The organism is Mesorhizobium sp. USDA 3734, from assembly GCF_056279665.1.
Map to the genome: position 1 here is coordinate 3,467,320 of NZ_JBWCCW010000001.1, position 18,655 is coordinate 3,485,974.

General features: G+C 63.3%; 15 protein-coding genes and 1 tRNA gene. 8 read left to right on the top strand and 8 right to left on the bottom strand.

Features of this window, described 5'->3' with window-relative positions; translation table 11 throughout:
• Positions 1–104 precede the first annotated feature (104 nt).
• From aspS to ACZ89F_RS17045, 3 genes are all read right to left on the bottom strand, one after another.
• Positions 105–1,895 (bottom strand): aspartate--tRNA ligase, encoded by a 1,791-nt coding sequence (gene aspS / locus ACZ89F_RS17035; protein WP_476097299.1) that lies wholly within the window; start codon positions 1,893–1,895, stop codon positions 105–107.
• 361 nt (positions 1,896–2,256) lie between these two features.
• Entirely contained in the window at positions 2,257–2,679 is a 423-nt protein-coding gene (locus ACZ89F_RS17040) for a hypothetical protein (protein WP_476093072.1), read from the bottom strand.
• A gap of 74 nt (positions 2,680–2,753) precedes the next feature.
• Entirely contained in the window at positions 2,754–3,758 is a 1,005-nt protein-coding gene (locus ACZ89F_RS17045; RefSeq protein ID WP_476097300.1) for an NADP-dependent oxidoreductase, read from the bottom strand.
• 103 nt (positions 3,759–3,861) lie between these two features.
• On the opposite strand from ACZ89F_RS17045, the gene ACZ89F_RS17050 reads away from it, so the two are divergent.
• The 3 genes from ACZ89F_RS17050 (at position 3,862) to rnd (ending at position 7,418) form a co-directional block, all read left to right on the top strand.
• A complete protein-coding gene (locus tag ACZ89F_RS17050) occupies positions 3,862–4,800 on the top strand; it encodes a LysR family transcriptional regulator (RefSeq protein ID WP_476093073.1) in 939 nt (312 codons plus the stop codon).
• 146 nt (positions 4,801–4,946) lie between these two features.
• Positions 4,947–6,191, top strand: coding sequence for an MFS transporter (locus tag ACZ89F_RS17055; protein WP_476093074.1), 1,245 nt, complete (start codon positions 4,947–4,949; stop codon positions 6,189–6,191).
• A 75-nt stretch (positions 6,192–6,266) separates the two neighbouring features.
• On the top strand, positions 6,267–7,418 hold the full coding sequence (gene rnd / locus ACZ89F_RS17060; protein WP_476093075.1) for a ribonuclease D: 1,152 nt from the start codon (positions 6,267–6,269) through the stop codon (positions 7,416–7,418).
• 64 nt (positions 7,419–7,482) lie between these two features.
• On the opposite strand, the gene ACZ89F_RS17065 is transcribed toward rnd, so the two are convergent.
• Genes ACZ89F_RS17065 through guaB form a run of 3 tightly spaced genes read right to left on the bottom strand, consistent with a single transcriptional unit; the run spans position 7,483 to position 10,016 of the window.
• On the bottom strand, positions 7,483–7,902 hold the full coding sequence (locus tag ACZ89F_RS17065; RefSeq protein ID WP_476093076.1) for an MAPEG family protein: 420 nt from the start codon (positions 7,900–7,902) through the stop codon (positions 7,483–7,485).
• A 37-nt stretch (positions 7,903–7,939) separates the two neighbouring features.
• Positions 7,940–8,563 (bottom strand): hypothetical protein, encoded by a 624-nt coding sequence (locus ACZ89F_RS17070; protein WP_476093077.1) that lies wholly within the window; start codon positions 8,561–8,563, stop codon positions 7,940–7,942.
• Positions 8,514–10,016 carry an IMP dehydrogenase gene (gene guaB / locus ACZ89F_RS17075; protein WP_476093078.1) on the bottom strand — a complete coding sequence of 501 codons (1,503 nt, stop codon included), beginning with the start codon at positions 10,014–10,016 and terminating at the stop codon, positions 8,514–8,516. The genes ACZ89F_RS17070 and guaB overlap by 50 nt, the downstream gene beginning before the upstream one ends.
• Positions 10,017–10,304: 288 nt before the next feature.
• Between guaB and ACZ89F_RS17080 the strand changes: the two genes are divergently transcribed.
• Entirely contained in the window at positions 10,305–11,726 is a 1,422-nt protein-coding gene (locus ACZ89F_RS17080; RefSeq protein ID WP_476093079.1) for an MFS transporter, read from the top strand.
• Positions 11,727–11,865: 139 nt separating this feature from the next.
• Here the strand turns inward: ACZ89F_RS17080 and ACZ89F_RS17085 are convergent, their stop codons facing one another.
• On the bottom strand, positions 11,866–12,663 hold the full coding sequence (locus ACZ89F_RS17085) for an RlmE family RNA methyltransferase (RefSeq protein ID WP_476093080.1): 798 nt from the start codon (positions 12,661–12,663) through the stop codon (positions 11,866–11,868).
• Between the two features lie 237 nt (positions 12,664–12,900).
• Positions 12,901–14,337: a Ppx/GppA phosphatase family protein gene (locus tag ACZ89F_RS17090; protein ID WP_476097301.1), complete on the bottom strand. Its 1,437-nt coding sequence runs from the start codon at positions 14,335–14,337 to the stop codon at positions 12,901–12,903.
• A 302-nt stretch (positions 14,338–14,639) separates the two neighbouring features.
• Here ACZ89F_RS17090 and ACZ89F_RS17095 point away from each other — a divergent pair, with 302 nt between their 5' ends.
• The 4 genes from ACZ89F_RS17095 to ACZ89F_RS17110 all read left to right on the top strand — a co-directional run bounded on the left by ACZ89F_RS17095 (position 14,640) and on the right by ACZ89F_RS17110 (position 18,634).
• On the top strand, positions 14,640–15,572 hold the full coding sequence (locus ACZ89F_RS17095; RefSeq protein ID WP_476093081.1) for a lysylphosphatidylglycerol synthase domain-containing protein: 933 nt from the start codon (positions 14,640–14,642) through the stop codon (positions 15,570–15,572).
• Positions 15,573–15,748: 176 nt separating this feature from the next.
• Positions 15,749–15,822 (top strand) — tRNA-Gln (locus ACZ89F_RS17100).
• Positions 15,823–16,209: 387 nt separating this feature from the next.
• On the top strand, positions 16,210–16,839 hold the full coding sequence (locus ACZ89F_RS17105; protein ID WP_476093082.1) for a hypothetical protein: 630 nt from the start codon (positions 16,210–16,212) through the stop codon (positions 16,837–16,839).
• Between the two features lie 109 nt (positions 16,840–16,948).
• On the top strand, positions 16,949–18,634 hold the full coding sequence (locus ACZ89F_RS17110) for a hypothetical protein (protein ID WP_476093083.1): 1,686 nt from the start codon (positions 16,949–16,951) through the stop codon (positions 18,632–18,634).
• Positions 18,635–18,655: the final 21 nt, after the last annotated feature.

Here is an 18,655-nt window from a genome sequence, read left to right on the forward strand (position 1 = left end):
TCCCGATATGCGAAAAGCCCGGCAGCGATGCCGGGCTTTTTTATGGGATTAGCGAATCGAAAGAATCGGTTCGGGCGGTTCTTTAAAGCATCGCCAGAGCGCGATCAGGCGTCCCTCTTGGGCACCGCGACGCGCAGTGCCAGGTCGCGAAGCTGCTGCGGGCTCGCTTCCGAGGGCGCGTTCATCAACAAGTCATAGGCCTGCTGGTTCATCGGGAACATGGTGATCTCGCGCAGGTTCTTCGCCCCGAGCAGCAGCATGACGACGCGGTCGACGCCGGCAGCCATGCCGCCATGCGGCGGCGCGCCATATTGGAAGGCGCGGTAGAGGCCGCCAAAGCGCTCCTCGACCGTGGCGCGATCCAGTCCGACCGTCTCGAATGCCTTGACCATGGTTTCAGGCAGATGGTTGCGGATACCGCCGCTGGCGATCTCGAAGCCGTTGCAGACCATGTCGTACTGGAAAGCCTTGATGCCGAGCAGATCCTCGCCATTGAGCGCGTCGATACCACCTTGCGGCATCGAGAACGGGTTGTGGGCGAAGTCGATCTTCTTCTCCTCCTCGTTCCATTCGAAGAACGGGAAGTCGACGATCCAGCACAGCTCGAAACGCTCGCGGTCGACAAGGTTCAGCTCCTCGCCGGCGCGGGTGCGCGCAGCCCCTGCAAAGGAGACGAACTTCTTCGGATCGCCGGCGACGAAGAAGGCGGCGTCGCCATCGGCAAGGCCGAGCTGAAGGCGGAGCGCCTCGGTGCGCTCCTCGCCGATGTTCTTGGCGAGCGGGCCGGCGCCTTCGAGCTTGTCGCCCTCCTTGCGCCAGAAGATGTAACCCAGCCCCGGCTGGCCCTCGCCCTGCGCCCAGGAATTCATGCGGTCGCAGAAAGCACGGCTGCCGCCGGTCTTGGCCGGAATGCCCCATACCTCGGCCTTCGGGTCGTTGGCCAGGATGTTGGCGAACACCTTGAAGCCGGAATCGCGAAAATGCTCGGAGACGGCCTGCATTTCGATCGGGTTGCGCAGGTCCGGCTTGTCGGAACCGTATTTGCGCATGGAGACATCATAGGGAATGCGCTGGAACTTCTGCGTCACCGGCTTGCCATTGGCGAAGGTCTCGAAGACCCCGCGCATGACCGGTTCCATGGTCGACAGCACGTCGTCCTGCTCGACGAAGCTCATTTCGAGGTCGAGCTGGTAGAATTCGCCGGGCAGACGGTCGGCGCGCGGATCCTCGTCGCGGAAACATGGCGCGATCTGGAAGTAGCGGTCAAAGCCCGACACCATGATCAGCTGCTTGTACTGCTGCGGTGCCTGCGGCAGCGCGTAGAAGGTGCCGGGGTGGATGCGCGACGGCACCAGGAAGTCGCGCGCGCCTTCCGGCGACGACGCAGTGAGAATCGGCGTCGAGAATTCGGTGAAGCCGACATCCGTCATGCGCCTGCGCATCTCGGCGATGATTTTTGTCCGCGCAATGATGTTCTTGTGCAGCGTCTCGCGGCGCAGGTCGAGGAAGCGGTATTTCAGGCGGATATCCTCGGGATAGTCCGGCTCACCGAACACCGGCAGCGGCAATTCCTTGGCCGCCGACAACACCTCGATCTCGCGGGCGAAAATCTCGATCTCGCCGGTCGGCAAATTGGCGTTGGTGGTCTCGGGCAAGCGCGCCTTGACCTCGCCGTCGACACGAATGACCCACTCGCCGCGCACGGTCTCGGCAACCTTGAAGGCCGGCGAGTCCGGATCGGCGACGATTTGGGTCAGGCCATAATTGTCGCGCAGGTCGATGAAGAGCAGGCCGCCATGATCGCGCACGCGATGCACCCAGCCCGACAGGCGAACGGTCGAGCCGACGTCGCTCTTCCTCAACTGGGCACAGGTATGGCTGCGGTAACGGTGCATTGTCATTGGTAAAGTCCGGGGTGCTGGGTTACGGGGCCGACGGGCCGGCTCGAAATTTGCGCGAAAAGCGCATGAGAGGCCGCCTTTGTCAAGGCAAGCGGTCTTGGGCAGCATCTCAGTTTGAACTTCGGATTTCGACCCCCAGTCGGCGTTCCGCACGGATGGGAGGTAATCCGAAAGCGGCCGTCGTTCAGCGCCAGTGCCCGGATCAAAGTGATCGTTGCAAGACGGTCGCCTTCCGAGAACAAGATTGCAAAGGGAGCACGCCTCCACGTTGCTCTCCTCTACTCCCTCCAGTCTTCCTGGTGAGGATAATCCGCGATCAGCAGTTCAGGCAGAAGTTCCGTCCCCATCTCGCGCGCTAAATTGTACGCTTCACGATCCGATCGTGCACCGCGTTCAGCCAGCCACCCATGCGCGAAGGGTCGCCCTGCACCCGCATCTCACCCGTGCTCAAAAAGCCTTCGAGCGCGGCGGTATAGTTCGGATCGGCGCTGCGTAGCCTGTTCAACTTCCGCGCCGCCGCGGCCGTTATCCCGATCATCACGTCCGCCCACTCGTCCCGCCGCGCCCCAACCCTGAACGACGGCTTGCCGCTGAGGATGTCGAAGCGAAGGCCTTGAACAAGGCCTTCGGACAGTTCGACTCCGTCAGTGTAGCGCTCAACCAGCGAAAGATTGAGTTCTGGCGAAAGTCCGGACTGCGAAGCCATCTCGCTCATCAACGTTCCCACCATCTCAAACCAAGCCGTCGTTCCTTGGCAGATCTTTGCGTCCGTGGTCATCAAGCTGCTTCTTCCATAGCTGTCACTTTCGCGACGAGGCGCCAGCGAAAGGACGATCCTTCAAGCTTCGGCCTTCAATCCACGTTGAGCACGATCTTGCCTTGAATGTGCCCTTGGGCTGCCCGCGCGTGGGCCTTGCGAGCGTCGGCAAGCGGATAGACGCTGTCCAGGACGACGCGGATCGTCCCGTCATCGAGCAAGCGGGCGACTTCCCTCAACTGAGCCCCGCTCGAACGGACCTGGGTGGCTGAAACCGTGACGCCCAGCTTCTCGGCCTCCTCCGCAGCGGAGAAGCCCAGGGGGAACACTGGGAACAATGCACCGCCGCGCTTCAGCGTGCGCAGGAAACGACCGGTGCTCGGTCCGCCAAGGGCATCGACGACAAGGTCGATGTCATGCGCCGCGTCCTCGGGCGGCGTTTTGGTGTAGTCGATGAACTCGTCGGCGCCGAGATCGCGTAGCAGCGACTCATGTTTGCCCGATGCCACGGCGATGACGTGCGTACCTTTCAGTTTTGCTATTTGCACGGCGAAGTGCCCCACACCGCCTGCGGCGCCGTTTACCAGGACGGTCTTCCCCTTGAGTGGCACCGGCTCATGCTGGTTCGGCTGAAGCGGGTTCGGTTCATTGTGCCCCAACTCGATCAGGAACTGCCACGCGGTGAGCAGCGACATCGGCGCTCCGGCGGCATGCACATGATCAATGCCGGCCGGCTTGAGCGCAAGTTCCAACGCCGGCACGCTGACATACTCGGCATAAGCCTTGCTGCCCCCCGCAAGGCCCACGGGGAAGCGAACCATCGAGTACACTTCGTCTCCGACGGAGAAGATCTCAACATCCTTGGCGACCGCTACGACAACCCCCGATATGTCCGTTCCCGGAATGATGGGAAACGACACCTGCGGTTGCCACTCGGGAGGAAGCATCTTGTACCCGTCGCGCAGGTACCAGTCGGGAGGATTGATACCGATGGCGTGAACGCGGACGAGCACCTCGCCCGAATCTAGCTCAGGTTTCGGCGCATCTTCATAGCGCAGCACCTCGGGACCGCCGAATACGTGTAGCCGGACCGCCTTCATTATATCGCTCACAGGAACCTCCATGGGACAGCATCATTGCTGAAGGCACATATGTCCAAGGCGCAAGGTTGTTAATTGCTGCGGAATTCGTTTCAATAGTCCCATGAAGGAACATATCGCTTTGGATCGATTGACTGGCTTGGTCGCATTCGCCCGTGCTGGGTCGACCGGGAGCTACACCGCTGCTGCCCGTTCCCTGTCGATCTCGCCCTCGGCCGTCAGCAAGAGCGTGCAGCGGCTCGAACAGCATTTGGGGATTTCGCTCTTCACACGCACGACCCGCTCGCTGACCCTCACGCCAGAGGGCCGCGAGCTGCATGAGCGCGCGCTCAGACTGCTGCGCGATGTGGAAGAGATAGAGCAGGTCGCAATGACGGCGCGCTCCGAGCCTTCAGGCACCTTGCGGATAGCAGCGCCGCTGCCGATCGGCCTCCATGTGATAGCGCCCGCGCTGCCGGCGTTCCGCAAGCTCTATCCCAAGGTGACGGTAGATCTGCGGCTGAACGACCAGATCGTAGATATCATCGAGCAAGGGATCGACATCGCGGTACGCATTGGCGACCTCGCAGACTCGCGGCTGTTGTCGCGCAGGCTCGCACCGCATCGGCTCTGCGCCTTCGCATCGCCAGCCTATCTGGCAGCGCGTGGCGCCCCGATGCACCCGGACGAACTGGAGGGGCACGACACCGTCAACCTCCGCTACCAGAGCACGGGCCAGGCTTTGCGCTGGCCTTTTCGGATCGGCGATCGAATGATCGAGATCGTGCCGCCGTCCGGCATCGTTGTCGACATGAGCGATGCGCTGGTCGCGACACTCGCGGCCGGCGGCGGGATCGGCATCAGCGCGACCTTTATTGCAGCGCCCTATGTGGCGCGTGGCGAGCTAGTACCGGTGCTGTCCGAATTCGCTGTGGAGCGGCACAATATCACCGCACTCTGGCCGGAAAGCCGCCGCACCAACCCGGCCGTGCGGGCCTTCCTCACTCGGTTGCATGAGGTCTTTCAAGAGCGGATGGAGGCCGTGGCCAGATTGCGGGTCTGACCGCGCCCGCGAACCAACCACCCCAAGGCCGAAATCCAAACTGAGGCGCCGATAACCCTTGTTGGGCCCCATACCGCCGGGAATTGCCGCTGGCATTGGCCAAGGCGATGGTCCAAGAAGGGATCACCGACACGTGATCACCCTTCATGTCCTCCATCCGCCCATTGATCCCGCTCCTTCTCGCCGCCGGCATCCTGCTTGGCGGCAACGGGCTGCAGAGCACGCTGATCGCGCTGCGTGGCGCGCAGGAAGGGTTTTCGGCCTCCGACATCGGCCTGATGGGCACCTTCTATTTCGCCGGCTTCCTGCTCGGCTGCCTGGCCATCACCCGCATCATGAAGGCGGTCGGCCATATCAGGGCATTTTCGGCGCTGGCGGCGATCGCCTCGGTCGGCACCTTGCTGCTGGTGCTGGTTCTCGATCCGGTGATGTGGTGCGCGGTACGCTTTGCCGGCGGTTTCTGCTTCGCCGGGCTGTTCACCATCGTCGAAAGCTGGCTGAATTCCGGCGTCGCCAACAAGGATCGCGCCCGTGTGCTGGCGATCTACCGGATGGTCGACACCGGGTCCGTGACCGGCGCCCAGTTCCTGATCCCGGTCTTCGGCGCCGGCGGTTTCGCCATCTTCGCCATCATGTCGATGATGATCACGCTGTCGCTGGTGCCGGTCTCGCTCGGCGACCGCTCCAACCCGACGCCGCCCGAGGACGTCAAGCTCGACCTGGCGCGCGTCTGGCGGATTTCGCCGCTGGGCTGCTTCGGCTGCATCGCCGTCGGCGTCACCAACAGCGCCTTTCGCACATTGTCGCCGGTCTATGCCGAGCAGATCGGCATGTCGGTCGCCGATGTCGTCACCTTCGTCAGCGTCGGCATCTTCGGCGGCGCCATCATCCAGTATCCGCTCGGCTACCTCTCCGACCGCTGGGACCGGCGCCGGGTGCTGCTGATAACGACCTGCTGCGCGATGGTTTCAGCGCTGGCGCTTGTTTTCATTGCCGGCAGCAATCCGCTGCTCAACTTCGTCATCATCTTCATCTTCGGCTGTTTCGCCATGCCGCTCTATTCGCTGTCGGCGGCGCATTCCAACGATCGTGCCGACACGGGCGAGTTCGTGCTGATCAATGCGGCCTTGATGCTGTTCTATTCCTTCGGCGCCATTGGCGGGCCGTTCGCCGCCTCGACGGCGATGCAATATTTCGGACCGAGCGCTTTGTTCATGTTCAGCGCCGTGGTCTATGCGATCTTCATCGCCGTCATCCTCTACCGGATGCAGGCCCGATCGAGCGTGCCGGCAGGCAGGCGCAGCCGCTTCACCGCGCTGTTGCGCACCTCGACGGTTTTCGCACGGCTGGCCAGGAGAAACAGCGATTCCGACGGGCCTACGGAGTCGTGACGATGGCGCCAAAGCTTGACGAAAGCCCCGCCGGCTGAAATCTAGGAAGACCTTACTCCTGCCAAAAGCGATTTGATGAACGTCATCACCACCCAGAAAGAACTCGAGACCGTTCTCGCCGCTTTCGAAAAGTCGGATTTCGTCACCGTCGACACCGAATTCATTCGAGAAACGACCTTTTGGCCGATCCTGTGCCTTATCCAGATGGCCGCACCCGGCGTAACGGCGCTGATCGATCCGCTGGCGCCCGACATCGACCTGAAGCCGTTCTTCAAGCTGATGGCCAATGAAGCGGTGGTCAAAGTCTTCCACGCCGCCAGGCAGGACATCGAAATCATCGTCCACCTTGGCGATCTGGTTCCACATCCGGTGTTCGACACGCAAGTTGCGGCGATGGTCTGCGGCTTCGGCGACAGTGTTTCCTACGATCAGCTCGTGCAGCGGATCACCGGCGCGCGGCTCGACAAGTCATCGCGCTTCACCGACTGGCGCCACCGGCCGCTTTCCGACAAGCAGCTCGACTACGCGCTGGCCGACGTCACCCATCTGATCGAGGTCTACCAGCACCTCAACGCCGAACTGGAGCGGGAAAACCGCGCCCATTGGCTCAACGAGGAAATGGAGGTCCTGACCTCGCGCGAGACCTATGATCCGCACCCCGAGGACGCCTGGAAGCGGCTGAAGATGCGGTTGCGCAAGCCACAGGAACTGGCGATCGTGCAGGGCGTGGCGGCGTGGCGCGAGCGCGAGGCGCGTGAACGCGACGTGCCGCGCGGCCGCGTGCTCAAGGACGACGCGATCTACGAGGTGGCGCAGCAGGCGCCGCGCGACGCGGCAGCCCTTGGCAAGCTGCGCACGACGCCGAAGGGCTGGGAGCGCTCCTCGACGGCGACGGCGCTGCTCGGCGCGGTCAACACCGCACTTGCCTTGCCCAAGGAGCAGATGCCGAAACTGCCGAAGAATTTCCAGCCGCCCGAGGGCTCGAGCGCCGCGGCGGAACTGTTGAAGGTGCTGCTGCGGATCATCGCCGAAAAGGAAGGCGTCGCCTCGAAAGTGCTGGCCTCCAGCGACGACATCGACCGTATCGCCGCCGAAGGCGAGGATGCCGACGTGCCGGCCCTGCAGGGCTGGCGGCGCGCGGTGTTCGGCGAGGCGGCGCTCAAGCTGGTGCGCGGCGAGATCGGCATCAAGTTCGACAAGCGCAAGATCGCCGTGTTTGATCTTTAGGCGCCTGTCGGCGCGCGGCCTTCCCTTCTCCCACCAGGGTGAAGGCTAGCGAAGGCGGCGCGGTTCAAACCACGCCGAGCAGATGCAGCGCGAACCAGATCCATCCCAGCAAGAGAATCACCGCGCCGACGAAGAAAGAGCGGCTGCGCAGCAGCAGATTGTTGCTGGTCAGGTGAACCCAGGCATGGAAATAGCGCGACGCGACAAAAATCCACATCAGCGCCAGTGTCAGATAGTTGACGCCGTTGGTGACGTGCAGCGTCAGGCACAGCACATAGAAAAGCACCGGTAGTTCGAACTGGTTGCTTAGATTGGCAGCGACGGTGGTGCTGGAAGCCGGCTCGGTCGAGCGCACCTTGTATTGGCCGGGCTTGGCTTCGCCTGACCTGATTGCACCGTATCTGCGCCGACCCAGGACGCCGTAGACGATGTAGATCAGTAGTACATGCGCCAGAACGGGCCAGAAGATCGTGGTCTGGTTCATGAAGTGCCCCCTGCCCGGTCGGGCTTTGCGTGCGGCATCAAGCCTGGCGTTTCTGGCCTGCCAGCCAGAAGGCGGCAATGACGATCGCCGGGATGGCTAGAAGCGCGAATTTGGTGACGATCAGCGACGAGGCGAAAGACAGCGAGTCCGGGTTCGCCGACAGGAAATCGGACAGAAGGCGCGCTACCGCGATGTTCTGGACGTAGTCGGCAAGCGTGTAGGGCAGCACCAGAATCAGCGCGAAGATCGACTGCAACTGCCCCGGCAGCACTCGGAAAGCCTTCAATCGCCGACCGGTGGCCAGGATCAGGCTCACCAGCGTCACCGACAGCAGCGCCGGGAACAGCAGATCGAAGGTCAGATAGTGCCAGACCAGTATGATCTCGCCACCGCGTCGGCCGAGCGCCGTCAGCCAGGCCATGCCTTCGTCCGGCGTGAACCCGAAAATACGCATATCGAGTGACGGCAAGCCACCGCTCAACTGGCGGAAGTAGACGAATTCCAGCGCCGTCATGGCGATGAAAACCACCGCCGACAGGAAACAGAGCGCGCCCACATGGCGCGACAGCCGCAGGATCGTCGCCGTCAGGCTCCGCCCGAGCCCGTACTGGTCAGACTCCGCCGGGATAGTTCGGGCTTTCGCGGGTAATCGTGACGTCATGGGCGTGGCTTTCACGAAGTCCGGCATTGGATATGCGCACAAAAGTGGCGCGCTCGCGGAAATCTGCAAGGTCGCGGCCACCAACATAACCCATAGCGGCTTTCAGCCCGCCTGCAAGCTGGTGCAGCACGCCAGACACAGGTCCTTTATAGGGAACCTGCCCTTCGATGCCTTCCGGGACCAGTTTCAGCGTGTCGCGAACCTCGGCCTGGAAGTAGCGATCGGCGGAGCCGCGGGCCATGGCGCCGACCGAGCCCATGCCGCGATACGCCTTGAAGGAGCGGCCCTGATGCAGATAGACCTCGCCCGGGCTTTCGTCGGTTCCGGCCAGCAACGAGCCGATCATGGCGGCACTTGCGCCGGCGGCGAGAGCCTTGGCCAGATCGCCGGAATATTTGATGCCGCCATCGGCGATCACCGAGACGCCTGATTTGTGCGCCGTCTCGACCGCCGACATGATGGCCGAGAGCTGCGGCACGCCGACGCCGGCAACGATGCGGGTGGTGCAGATGGAACCTGGACCGATGCCGACCTTGACGGCGTCGGCGCCGGCGTCGATCAGCGCCTGCGTGCCCGCGGCGGTGGCGACGTTGCCGGCCAGGATGCGGACCGAATTGGAGAGTTTCTTGGCGCGCGTCACCGCGTCCAGCACGCGCTGCGAGTGGCCATGCGCGGTGTCGATCACCAGAAGGTCGACGCCGGCATCGATGAGGCGTTCGGCGCGCTCGAAACCGTCATCGCCGACGCTGGTGGCGGCGGCGGCGCGCAAGCGGCCCTGCGCGTCCTTGGTGGCGTGCGGGTTGAGCTGCGACTTCTCGATGTCCTTGACGGTGATCAGCCCGACGCAATTGCCCTGCCTGTCGACAACGACCAGCTTTTCGATCCTGTGCTGATGGAGAAGCCGTTTGGCTTCATCCTGGTCGACGTTCTCCTTGACCGTGATCAGGTTGTCACGGGTCATCAGTTCATGGACCTTCTGTGCCGGATCGGACGCAAAGCGCACGTCGCGATTGGTCAGGATGCCGATAAGCCGTCCGATCTTGTGGCCGCCGCTGCCGCCGTTCTCGACCACCGGAATGCCCGAGATCGAATAGCTGCGCATCAGGCCCAGTGCGTCGGCGAGCGTCGCGTCGGGGCCGATGGTGACGGGATTGACCACCATGCCGGATTCGAATTTCTTGACCTGCCGCACCTGCTCGGCCTGTTCGGCCGGCGAGAAATTGCGGTGGATGACGCCAATGCCGCCAGCCTGGGCCATGGCGATGGCAAGCCGCGCCTCGGTGACGGTGTCCATCGCCGCAGAGAGGATCGGCACGTTGAGGTCGATGTCGCCGGCGATGCGGGTGCGGACATCGGTCTCGCCGGGCATGACCTCGGAATGACCCGGCTGCAACAGCACGTCATCAAAGGTCAGCGCCAATGCGCCGGTGGATGTTTCGATGATTTTTGCCATGGCCAGCCCTCGGAATACAAAAAAGCGCTGGACCGGAATGGACAGCGCCGACTCGTTTCTTCCCTTTCAGGATTGGCGCTGGCTGGTACCACGTCCAGGCGCCGATGAAAAGCCGATGATTTCACACTCCCGGAAAGGTGACTTTTCGGCGAAGAGATGCCACCTGTGGTTGCCGGTCGCACAAAAGTGACAGCAAATTAATGCGACATCCCGGCGAAGGCATGGTAACCGCCCGCCTCAAGGCCGACATGCAACCGGCAACGCAACATTCAAGTCTGGACGCGTTCCTTGAACCGCACCATCCCGCTCATACTGGCGGTCGCCCTTTTCATGGAAAACATGGATTCGACCGTTATCGCCACATCGCTGCCGGCGATTGCAATCGACATCCACACCAGCCCGATCGCGCTCAAGCTCGCGCTGACTGCCTATCTGGTATCGCTGGCGATCTTCATTCCGATCAGCGGCTGGATGGCCGACCGTTTCGGCGCCAAGAATATCTTTCGTGCCGCGATCGCGGTCTTCATCGTCGGCTCGATCGCCTGCGCGCTTTCCGGTTCGCTGCCGGCTTTCGTGGTGTCGCGCTTCCTGCAAGGCATTGGCGGCGCCATGATGACACCGGTCGGACGGCTGGTGCTGGTGCGTGCGACACCGAAAAGCGAACTCGTCGCGGCAATGTCCTGGCTGACCGTTCCGGCGCTGGTCGGGCCGTTGGTCGGGCCGCCCGTCGGCGGCTTCATCACCACCTATTTCACCTGGCACTGGATTTTCCTGATCAATGTGCCGATCGGCCTGGTCGGCATCTGGCTGGCGACGCGTTTCCTGCCGGAGACCGAACCCGCGCAGACCCCGCCACTTGATTTCATCGGCTTCGTGCTGAGTGGGCTGGCGGCATCCGGCGTGGTGTTCGGCCTGTCGGTGGTCAGCTTGCCCTATCTGCCGCCAATCGTCGGTGTCATCACCGTAGCCGTTGGCCTGCTGTCGGGCGCGCTCTATCTGCTGCATGCGCGCCACGCCAAAAACCCGCTGCTGGCGCTCGATCTGTTTCGCAACCAGGTGTTCCGCTCCTCGGTGCTCGGCGGCGGGCTGTTCCGCATCGGCATTGGCGCCGTGCCCTTCCTGCTGCCGCTGATGTTCCAGATCGGCTTCGGGCTGACGCCATTCCAATCCGGCATGATCACCTTCGTCTCTGCGATCGGCGCCATCGGCATGAAATTCGTCACCGCGCTGATCTTCCGCGTCGCCGGCTTCCGCCGCGTGCTGGTTGTCGGTTCGCTGGTCGCCGCGGCCTCGATCGCCATCAACGGCCTGTTCACACCCGACACACCCTATCTGCTCATGCTGGCCATGCTGCTCGTCGGCGGCTTCATCCGCTCGATGTTCTTCACCGGCGTCAATGCGCTCGCCTATGCCGAGGTTTCGGCTGAAGACACCAGCAAGGCGACGCCGATTACCGCGGTCTTCCAGCAGCTGTCGATCGCGCTCGGCGTGGCGCTGGCCGGCGGAATCCTGGAAGTGTCGACGTCAGTCCATGGCGGCCCGCTGTCGCTGGACGACTTCCACATTGCCTTCTTCATCGTTGCAGTGGTCTCGGCGGCGGCATCGCTGTCCTTCATCCGGCTGGCGCCCGATGCCGGCAACGCTGTATCCGGGCATGGCCGGCTGACCACACCCAAGACATTGCAAGCGGCGAGATCGCCGGGGGAGTGAGGCGGCCGTCGCACTAGCTAGGCAGATCAGTCTTCGGCGTCCTCCGGCCCTTCGCTAAGGCTCCGGGCGCTCGAGTCCTTCGGAACGTCCACTGGACGTTCCGATCCGCCTGGCGGCGGACCGGCGGTGGGTTGACTTGTCAGTCTTCGTATTCCCCCGGCCCTTCGCCATGGCTCCGGGCGCTCGAGTCCTTCGGAACGTCCACCGGACGTTCCGATCCGCCTGGCGGCGGACCGGACTCTCGCCCCTTGAAGTCCTTAGCCAGCAGGTAGAGCTCGACCGATTCGTCGCGTGACGCCGGTGGCTTGACGTGATGGACGGAACGGAAGTTCTTCTTGAGCATGGACAGCAGCTCGTTTTCGGCGCCGCCCTGGAAGGTCTTGGCCAGGAAATGCCCGCCCGGCTTCAGCACCGATAGCGCGAAGTCGGCCGCCACCTCGCACAGATGCATGGTGCGGATATGGTCGGTCCGCTTGTGGCCGGTGGTGGGTGCCGCCATGTCGGACAGCACGATGTCCGGATCGCCACCCAGCGCCTCGGCAAGCTTTTGCGGCGCCAGCGGATCGAGGAAATCCATCAACAGCACCGGCGCGCCGGGCACGGCGTCCATTTCGAGATAATCGATGCCGATGACATGCGGCTTGTCGGCCGTCGATTTCGTGCGGGCGGCGGCGACCTGGCACCAGCCGCCGGGGGCGGCGCCCAGATCGATCACCTTCATGCCGGGTTTCAGGAGATGGTGCTTGTCGTCGATCTCGATCAGCTTGTAGGCCGCGCGCGAGCGATAGCCGTCAGCCTTGGAGCGCTGGACATAGGGATCGTTGATGTGGCGCTGCAGCCAGCGGCGCGACGATTCCTTCAGGCCGCTCTTCTTCTTGATCCGCGTCTTCAGCACGCGAATGCTGGCAGACCCTGGTTTTTCCGGTTTCTTGGTCATTGCCTGATTTCTTGTCCGAGTTTTCTCGCTCGCCGAGTTGTGGTCGTTTTTCCACGTCTGCGCGTTTCGTGAACGGTTTCCCCCACTCCGTCGCTGCTTCGCAGCGCCACCGCTCCCCCCTCCGGAGGGAGAGGAAGGGTGCCAGCCCGCATAAGCCCGCGCCTTTCCTCTCCCCCGTCGATCGGGGGAGAGGTGTCGAGCGAAGCTTGACGGAGTGGGGGTCGACTGTTCACTGAATCATGCCCTGACACGTCCATCATTGCGCCAGACGCCGTCATCGGCCATCAGTTCGCTCAATATGCCTTCGCGCAGGCCACGATCGGCGACGCGCAATCGCTCCGACGGCCACACGGCGCGGATCGCTTCGAGGATCGCGCAGCCGGCCAGCACCAGATCGGCGCGATCGGCACCGATGCAAGGATTGGCGCAGCGCTGCTGGAAATCCCAGCCAACCAGCTTTTCGACCATGCGGTCGACGCTGTCGCGGTCCATCCACAGCCCGTCGACACGACGGCGGTCGTAGCGTTCCAGGTCAAGGTGCACTCCGGCCAGCGTCGTCACCGTTCCGGACGTGCCCAGCAGATGGAAATTTGGGCTCGCCTTGAGATGGCTCAGCCGGTCGCGACCGTCGAAATTGGCCAGCCGGCCGGCGACATCGTCGACCATGGCGGCGAAGATCTCGCGCGTCACCGTGCGGCCACCGAAACGCTCGGCCAGCGAGACGACGCCGACGGGCAGCGAGGTCCACGACACGATATGGTTGGCGAGCCTTGGCGAGCGGCGGCCGGCGAGATCGATCAGTGCGATTTCGGAGGAGCCGCCGCCGATGTCGAACAGCACGACGCCTTGCGTGTCGCGCTCGACCAGCGAGCCGCAGCCGGAAACCGCCAGCCGCGCTTCGGTCTGGCGATCGATGATCTCAAGCTTCAGGCCGGCCTCGCGTTCGACGCGGTCGAGGAACTCGACGCCATTGTCGGCCGTGCGACAGGCTTCGGTGGCGATCAATCGGGCTTTTCGGATCTTGCGGTTGCGCAGCTTGTCGCCGCAGATCTTCAACGCCTCGACCGCGCGGTCCATCGCCGGCTGGCCGAGCCGGCCATTGGCGGTGAGCCCCTCGCCCAGCCGGACGATGCGCGAAAAGGCGTCGATGACGCGGAACTGGCCATGCCGCGTCGGCACGGCGACCAGCAGCCGGCAGTTGTTGGTGCCGAGGTCAAGCGCCGCAAACACCGGAAGCTCGTACACTGGCGGCCGACGGGTGCCCTGTTCGGGACGCGCCACCACAGCGGCGGGCGAGGCCACCGATTCCGCCGGCCTGTGCGCTTCCGCCGCCGGGGCACCGGTTTTGCCTGGTGCCGGCGATCGATTCTCCGGACGCGCGTCGTCGCGCGCAAAAACCTTGCGCCCGCGCCTTCGCTTGCGCCGCTTCTTGGGCTTGCCCTTCTGGGGCGCGTCGCCCGCCTGCCCGTCTGCGGAGCGGGGCTCCGTCGGGCGGCGTTGCTGCCAGCTGGCGGTCCCCGGGCCAGATGGCCCCCGGGAAGTGCTGGACACGCCCACCTCCGGCGCGCCGGCGCCGGTGTCGTGGTCTTCCACTGTCGTTCCTTCCGGCGCCGCGCGAACCGATGACGGACGCAGCAGGCGCTTCAGTGTTTTAAGTTGCCGCCAGACTAACAGTGCCGCGCCGGATCACCAAGAGCCGCGTGCCGAATTTTGCCGGCTGGGCCAGCAAACCATCGTTTCGGCAGCATTGCGTAATGTATCCGCAAGCCTGGATTGGTACGCGCAACGTCTGCCGGCTCCCTTTCAGCTTGCAACACGGACAAATCCTGCCGGTTGTCGCGGCGAAAAACGTTCGCGGTTGAATAGCCGGCTTCAATGAGGCATTTCTGAAATGGGCGGAAGAATCCGGCGGTAGCCGGCCTCCTCCCATCACCAACAGAAAAGAAAGCGGATCCGCAACGCATGGCAGTCAGGCAATGAACTGGAGACGCTATTTCTGGCCGGTCGTCGGCATCGCGGCGGTGATCTTCTCGCTGCTGCTGCTCTGGCACGAACTGCGCGGCATTTCGCTCGACGATGTCTGGGACGGCATCACTGCTATCCCTGCCCGCGGCTGGATCCTTGCGGCCGTGAGTTCGGTCATCGCCTATGCCTCGCTCGCCGGATACGACCACATCGCGCTCCTGCACATCGGCAAGAAAGTGTCGTGGCTGTTCGTCACGCTCTGCTCCTTCACCACCTATGCGCTGTCGCACAACATCGGCGGTTCGGTGTTTTCCGGCGCCGTCATCCGATACCGCGCCTATGGCACTAGGGGCCTGACCGGCCAGGATGTCGGCGTGCTGGTGGCGGTCTGCTGGATCACCTTCGTGCTGTCGACGATTCTCGCCTCCGGCCTCGTGCTGGTGTTCGAGCCTGAGATCATCGACCGCTTTTCGGGAATTGCGCACCATGGCCTGTCGGAGGCGGCCGGCATCGCCATGCTGCTGCTCGTCGCCGCCTACATATTCGGCAGCTGGCTGCATCTGCGCCCGCTGAAGATCGCCGGCTTTCAGCTGCACTATCCGGCGCTGCCGATCGTCGCACGGCAATTGCTGATTGGCCCGATCGAACTGCTGGCGGCGGCCGCGATCATCTTCTTTGCCCTGCCCGAAACCCACAATCCCGGCTATTTCGTCGTGCTCGGCGTCTTCCTCGTCTCCTTCTCGATCGCCCAGATCTCACACGCGCCGGGCGGGCTCGGCGTCTTCGAGGTGGTGTTCCTCGCCGGCCTTTCCGACATGGACCCGGTCGGCGTGCTGGCGGCGCTATTGGTGTTCCGGCTGTTCTACCTGATCATCCCGCTGATTCTGGGCCTGGGCGTGGTGTTGTTCTTCGAGCGCTCACAGTTCGGCCGGACGGAGACTTGAGGCGTGGGATTGGACTTGGAGCCCCGCGCAGCGTTTGAAACCTGACGCCTGAACCCCGCAGACAAAACGTGGCGATTGAACTGTCGAGCAGGCTTGACTATTTTCCTCTGGCGGCTACAAGGCAGCGCTCACAGCGGCTCGGCCGCTCGGCCCGCACGGTCCATGATCGTGCCTGCTGGGGAATAGGTTAACGGTAGACCCACGGACTCTGACTCCGTTAGTCCTGGTTCGAATCCAGGTTCCCCAGCCAGACATCTGTCGAAAACAGCCGATTTACTCATCGCGGAAATTCTGCGGCGTTTCAGGGCGCAAGTGACCGTTGTGACGCGCGCCGTCCAATCTGGCCTGGGAAAACGGAACAATGGTCCTTTAATTAAATTAGCAGCAATGCATAAAAGGGCTTATAATTCGGGACAGCCGGCACTCCCCCAAGCCGGTCAGGCTCGGCGCCAGTCCCCTCGATACCCCCCGACGCCGGGCCGCTGCTCCTAAGCCGCTGGTCAGGATGAGCGCGTGAGCGCGAGCGATATGACGCGTCATCGGCGTCTATGCGACGGAATCATGGAAGACGAGATTGCCCGGTCGTTGCATGCGCCTTGGCGAAGCTTCATGAAGGGTTCCCGCACGAGGCCGCAAAATGCCAACTGACAGCCAGTACATTCTCGAACGCATCAGCCAAGGCTGCGCGGCGCTCTCCGACGACGAGTTCGTCATCGACAGGCTGGTGAAGTATTTCGGCAACGGGAGGATCCGATGGCACGTCGAATTCCGTGGGCATCGCATCGAGCTGACGACAGGCCAGCTCAAGAAGCAGCCTACCTTCCGCAGGAAGATACTCGAACAGGCTGGTGTGCTGCCGCCCCAGCGTGCGGGGACCAGCTACAGGCGATGGGCTCTCGATCTGAGGAAGAATGCCATCGAGCTTCCTTGGCGGGACAGGCCAGTCGATGTCGGTTTCGCCATCGACAGGCTCACCAGCCATGGGGATGAGCGCTGGACGGTCGAATACCAGGGCAAGGCAATCAAATTCACGACGACCAAACTCCGCAGGCAGGTTAGTTTCCGCAAACGCATGCTGGCCAAGGCCAAGGTGTTGCCGCCTCAGTTGGACCCGGTTGCCTATCGGAAGTGGATGGACTGGCTCATTCAAAACGCCGCCGAAGCTGCCCCGCAGGCCAGCGATGCCCTGACAGAAAAAAGTTGGCTGGACGACCTTCCTGAGCTAGCCGGCTGGCAAAATGAAGCACCGCCCCAAGGGACCAGCTAAGGGCGGTACGCGTTGCGTTTGCCATGCCTGGAGATTTCGTCACACACTGATGACGAAGGAATCTGACCAGAGCCTGGCTCGCTGGCGATCAGAATTGAAATGAGACCCCATGGACCGCTTCAACCTCGGCACCTATCGCCGCCCCATCTCCACTCGCTCAACCGAAACGCAGCGCTGGTTCGATATCGGCCTCAACTGGTGCTACGGCTTCAACCATGAGGAAGGCATCAAGTGCTTTGAGAAGGCGCTGGACACGGACCCTCACTGTTCGATGGTGCATTGGGGCATCGCCTATGCCGCCGGGCCTTTCTACAATCTGACCTGGAAGGAACATGGCGAGGCCGAGGCCAACAGCGCGACCAAGCGCTGCTTCGAGCATGTCCAGCTTGCGCGCGCCAACGCGGCTTCCGCCAGCGAGGTCGAAAGGCGCCTGATCGAGGCGCTGGCGTGCCGTTTCCAGAAACCGCACCGGGTGACGCCGCAGGAATTCGAGCAGTGGGATGACGCCTATGCCGCGGCGATGCGGCTTGTGTACCGGGACTTTCCGGACGACCACGATGTGATGGCGCTTTTCGTCGAGGCGCTGATGATGCGCACGGTGCGGCGGCTATGGAACCTCAAGACCGGCGCGCCGGCGCCGAATTCGGATGTCGTCGAGGCGCTCGACGTTTGCGAGCGGTCGATCCGGCTTGCAGACGAGACTGGCGCGGCGCAACACCCGGCGATCGTCCACTTGCACATCCACCTCCTGGAAATGTCCACGATGCCGGAACGTGGCATGCGCTCGGCGGATCTGCTGGGCGCAATGTGCCCCGATGCCGGGCATATGAACCATATGCCGGGACACATCTATGTGCTGTGCGGCGAATACGAGAAGGCCAGGCTTGCCAGTGAGAAGGCGGTCCGCGCCAACGACCTCTATCTCGCCTATGCGGACGAGCCGACCTACTATTTGCTCGGCTGCTGCCACGACCTGCATCTGATGATGTTCACCTGCATGTTGTCAGGCCAGTACCAGCCGGCGCTGTGGGCCGCCGAGAAGGTGCGCAGCCTGGTCGCGCGCGACGTGGTCGCCATCCAGGACCGGCCCAAGCTCACCCAGACGGTGGAAGGCTACCATGCGATGAAATCGCATGTGCAGGTGCGCTTCGGCCGCTGGCAGGAGATCGTCGACGAGCCGATGACCGCGGAGCCGGGCCTCTATGTGCTGACGGCGGCCATGCAGCACTATGCCAAGGGTGTCGCACATGCGACGCTGGGCCAATTCGCCGAAGCCGAGCGCCAGCGCAATCAATTCCACCGGCATCTGGCGGGCATTCCAGCCGAGCGGCGCTTCCTCAGCAACCCGACGCGGGCTTCTCTGGCTGTCGGGGCGGCGCTGCTGGATGGTGAGCTTGCCTACCACCAGGGCCGGCATGACGAGGCCTACGGCCATTTGCGGCAAGCGGTCCAGCTTGACGACAATCTGTCCTACACCGAGCCATGGGCATGGATGCACCCGCCGCGCCATGCGCTGGCGGCACTGCTTCTCGACCAGGGTCATGCCCAGGAAGCAGAACAGGTCTATCGCGATGATCTCGGCCTCAGCGGCAAGGTGCAGCGCTGCGCCCAGCATCCGAACAATGTCTGGGCGCTGCACGGGCTGGTGGAATGCCTGAGACGGCGCGGCGAGAGCGAAGAACTGCCGGCACTCCAGGCAAAGCTTGCCCTGGCGCTGGCCAAGGCGGACGTGCCGATCAGTTCGTCATGCCTGTGCAGGACGAGCGTGCAGCCAGCCTCAAGCTGCTGTCATTGAGGCTGCCGGCCCGGCGCCCGC

What these genes read in the sequence shown, in the direction of transcription:
- ACZ89F_RS17105 (WP_476093082.1), top strand. Translation starts at nt 16,210, where the DNA reads ATGCCAACTGACAGCCAGTACATTCTCGAACGCATCAGCCAAGGCTGC.
- ACZ89F_RS17085 (WP_476093080.1), bottom strand. Translation starts at nt 12,663, where the DNA reads ATGACCAAGAAACCGGAAAAACCAGGGTCTGCCAGCATTCGCGTGCTG.
- ACZ89F_RS17050 (WP_476093073.1), top strand. Translation starts at nt 3,862, where the DNA reads ATGAAGGAACATATCGCTTTGGATCGATTGACTGGCTTGGTCGCATTC.
- ACZ89F_RS17095 (WP_476093081.1), top strand. Translation starts at nt 14,640, where the DNA reads ATGAACTGGAGACGCTATTTCTGGCCGGTCGTCGGCATCGCGGCGGTG.
- ACZ89F_RS17110 (WP_476093083.1), top strand. Translation starts at nt 16,949, where the DNA reads ATGGACCGCTTCAACCTCGGCACCTATCGCCGCCCCATCTCCACTCGC.
- rnd (WP_476093075.1), top strand. Translation starts at nt 6,267, where the DNA reads ATGAACGTCATCACCACCCAGAAAGAACTCGAGACCGTTCTCGCCGCT.
- ACZ89F_RS17040 (WP_476093072.1), bottom strand. Translation starts at nt 2,679, where the DNA reads ATGACCACGGACGCAAAGATCTGCCAAGGAACGACGGCTTGGTTTGAG.
- ACZ89F_RS17070 (WP_476093077.1), bottom strand. Translation starts at nt 8,563, where the DNA reads ATGACGTCACGATTACCCGCGAAAGCCCGAACTATCCCGGCGGAGTCT.
- guaB (WP_476093078.1), bottom strand. Translation starts at nt 10,016, where the DNA reads ATGGCAAAAATCATCGAAACATCCACCGGCGCATTGGCGCTGACCTTT.
- ACZ89F_RS17045 (WP_476097300.1), bottom strand. Translation starts at nt 3,758, where the DNA reads ATGAAGGCGGTCCGGCTACACGTATTCGGCGGTCCCGAGGTGCTGCGC.
- aspS (WP_476097299.1), bottom strand. Translation starts at nt 1,895, where the DNA reads ATGCACCGTTACCGCAGCCATACCTGTGCCCAGTTGAGGAAGAGCGAC.
- ACZ89F_RS17065 (WP_476093076.1), bottom strand. Translation starts at nt 7,902, where the DNA reads ATGAACCAGACCACGATCTTCTGGCCCGTTCTGGCGCATGTACTACTG.
- ACZ89F_RS17055 (WP_476093074.1), top strand. Translation starts at nt 4,947, where the DNA reads ATGTCCTCCATCCGCCCATTGATCCCGCTCCTTCTCGCCGCCGGCATC.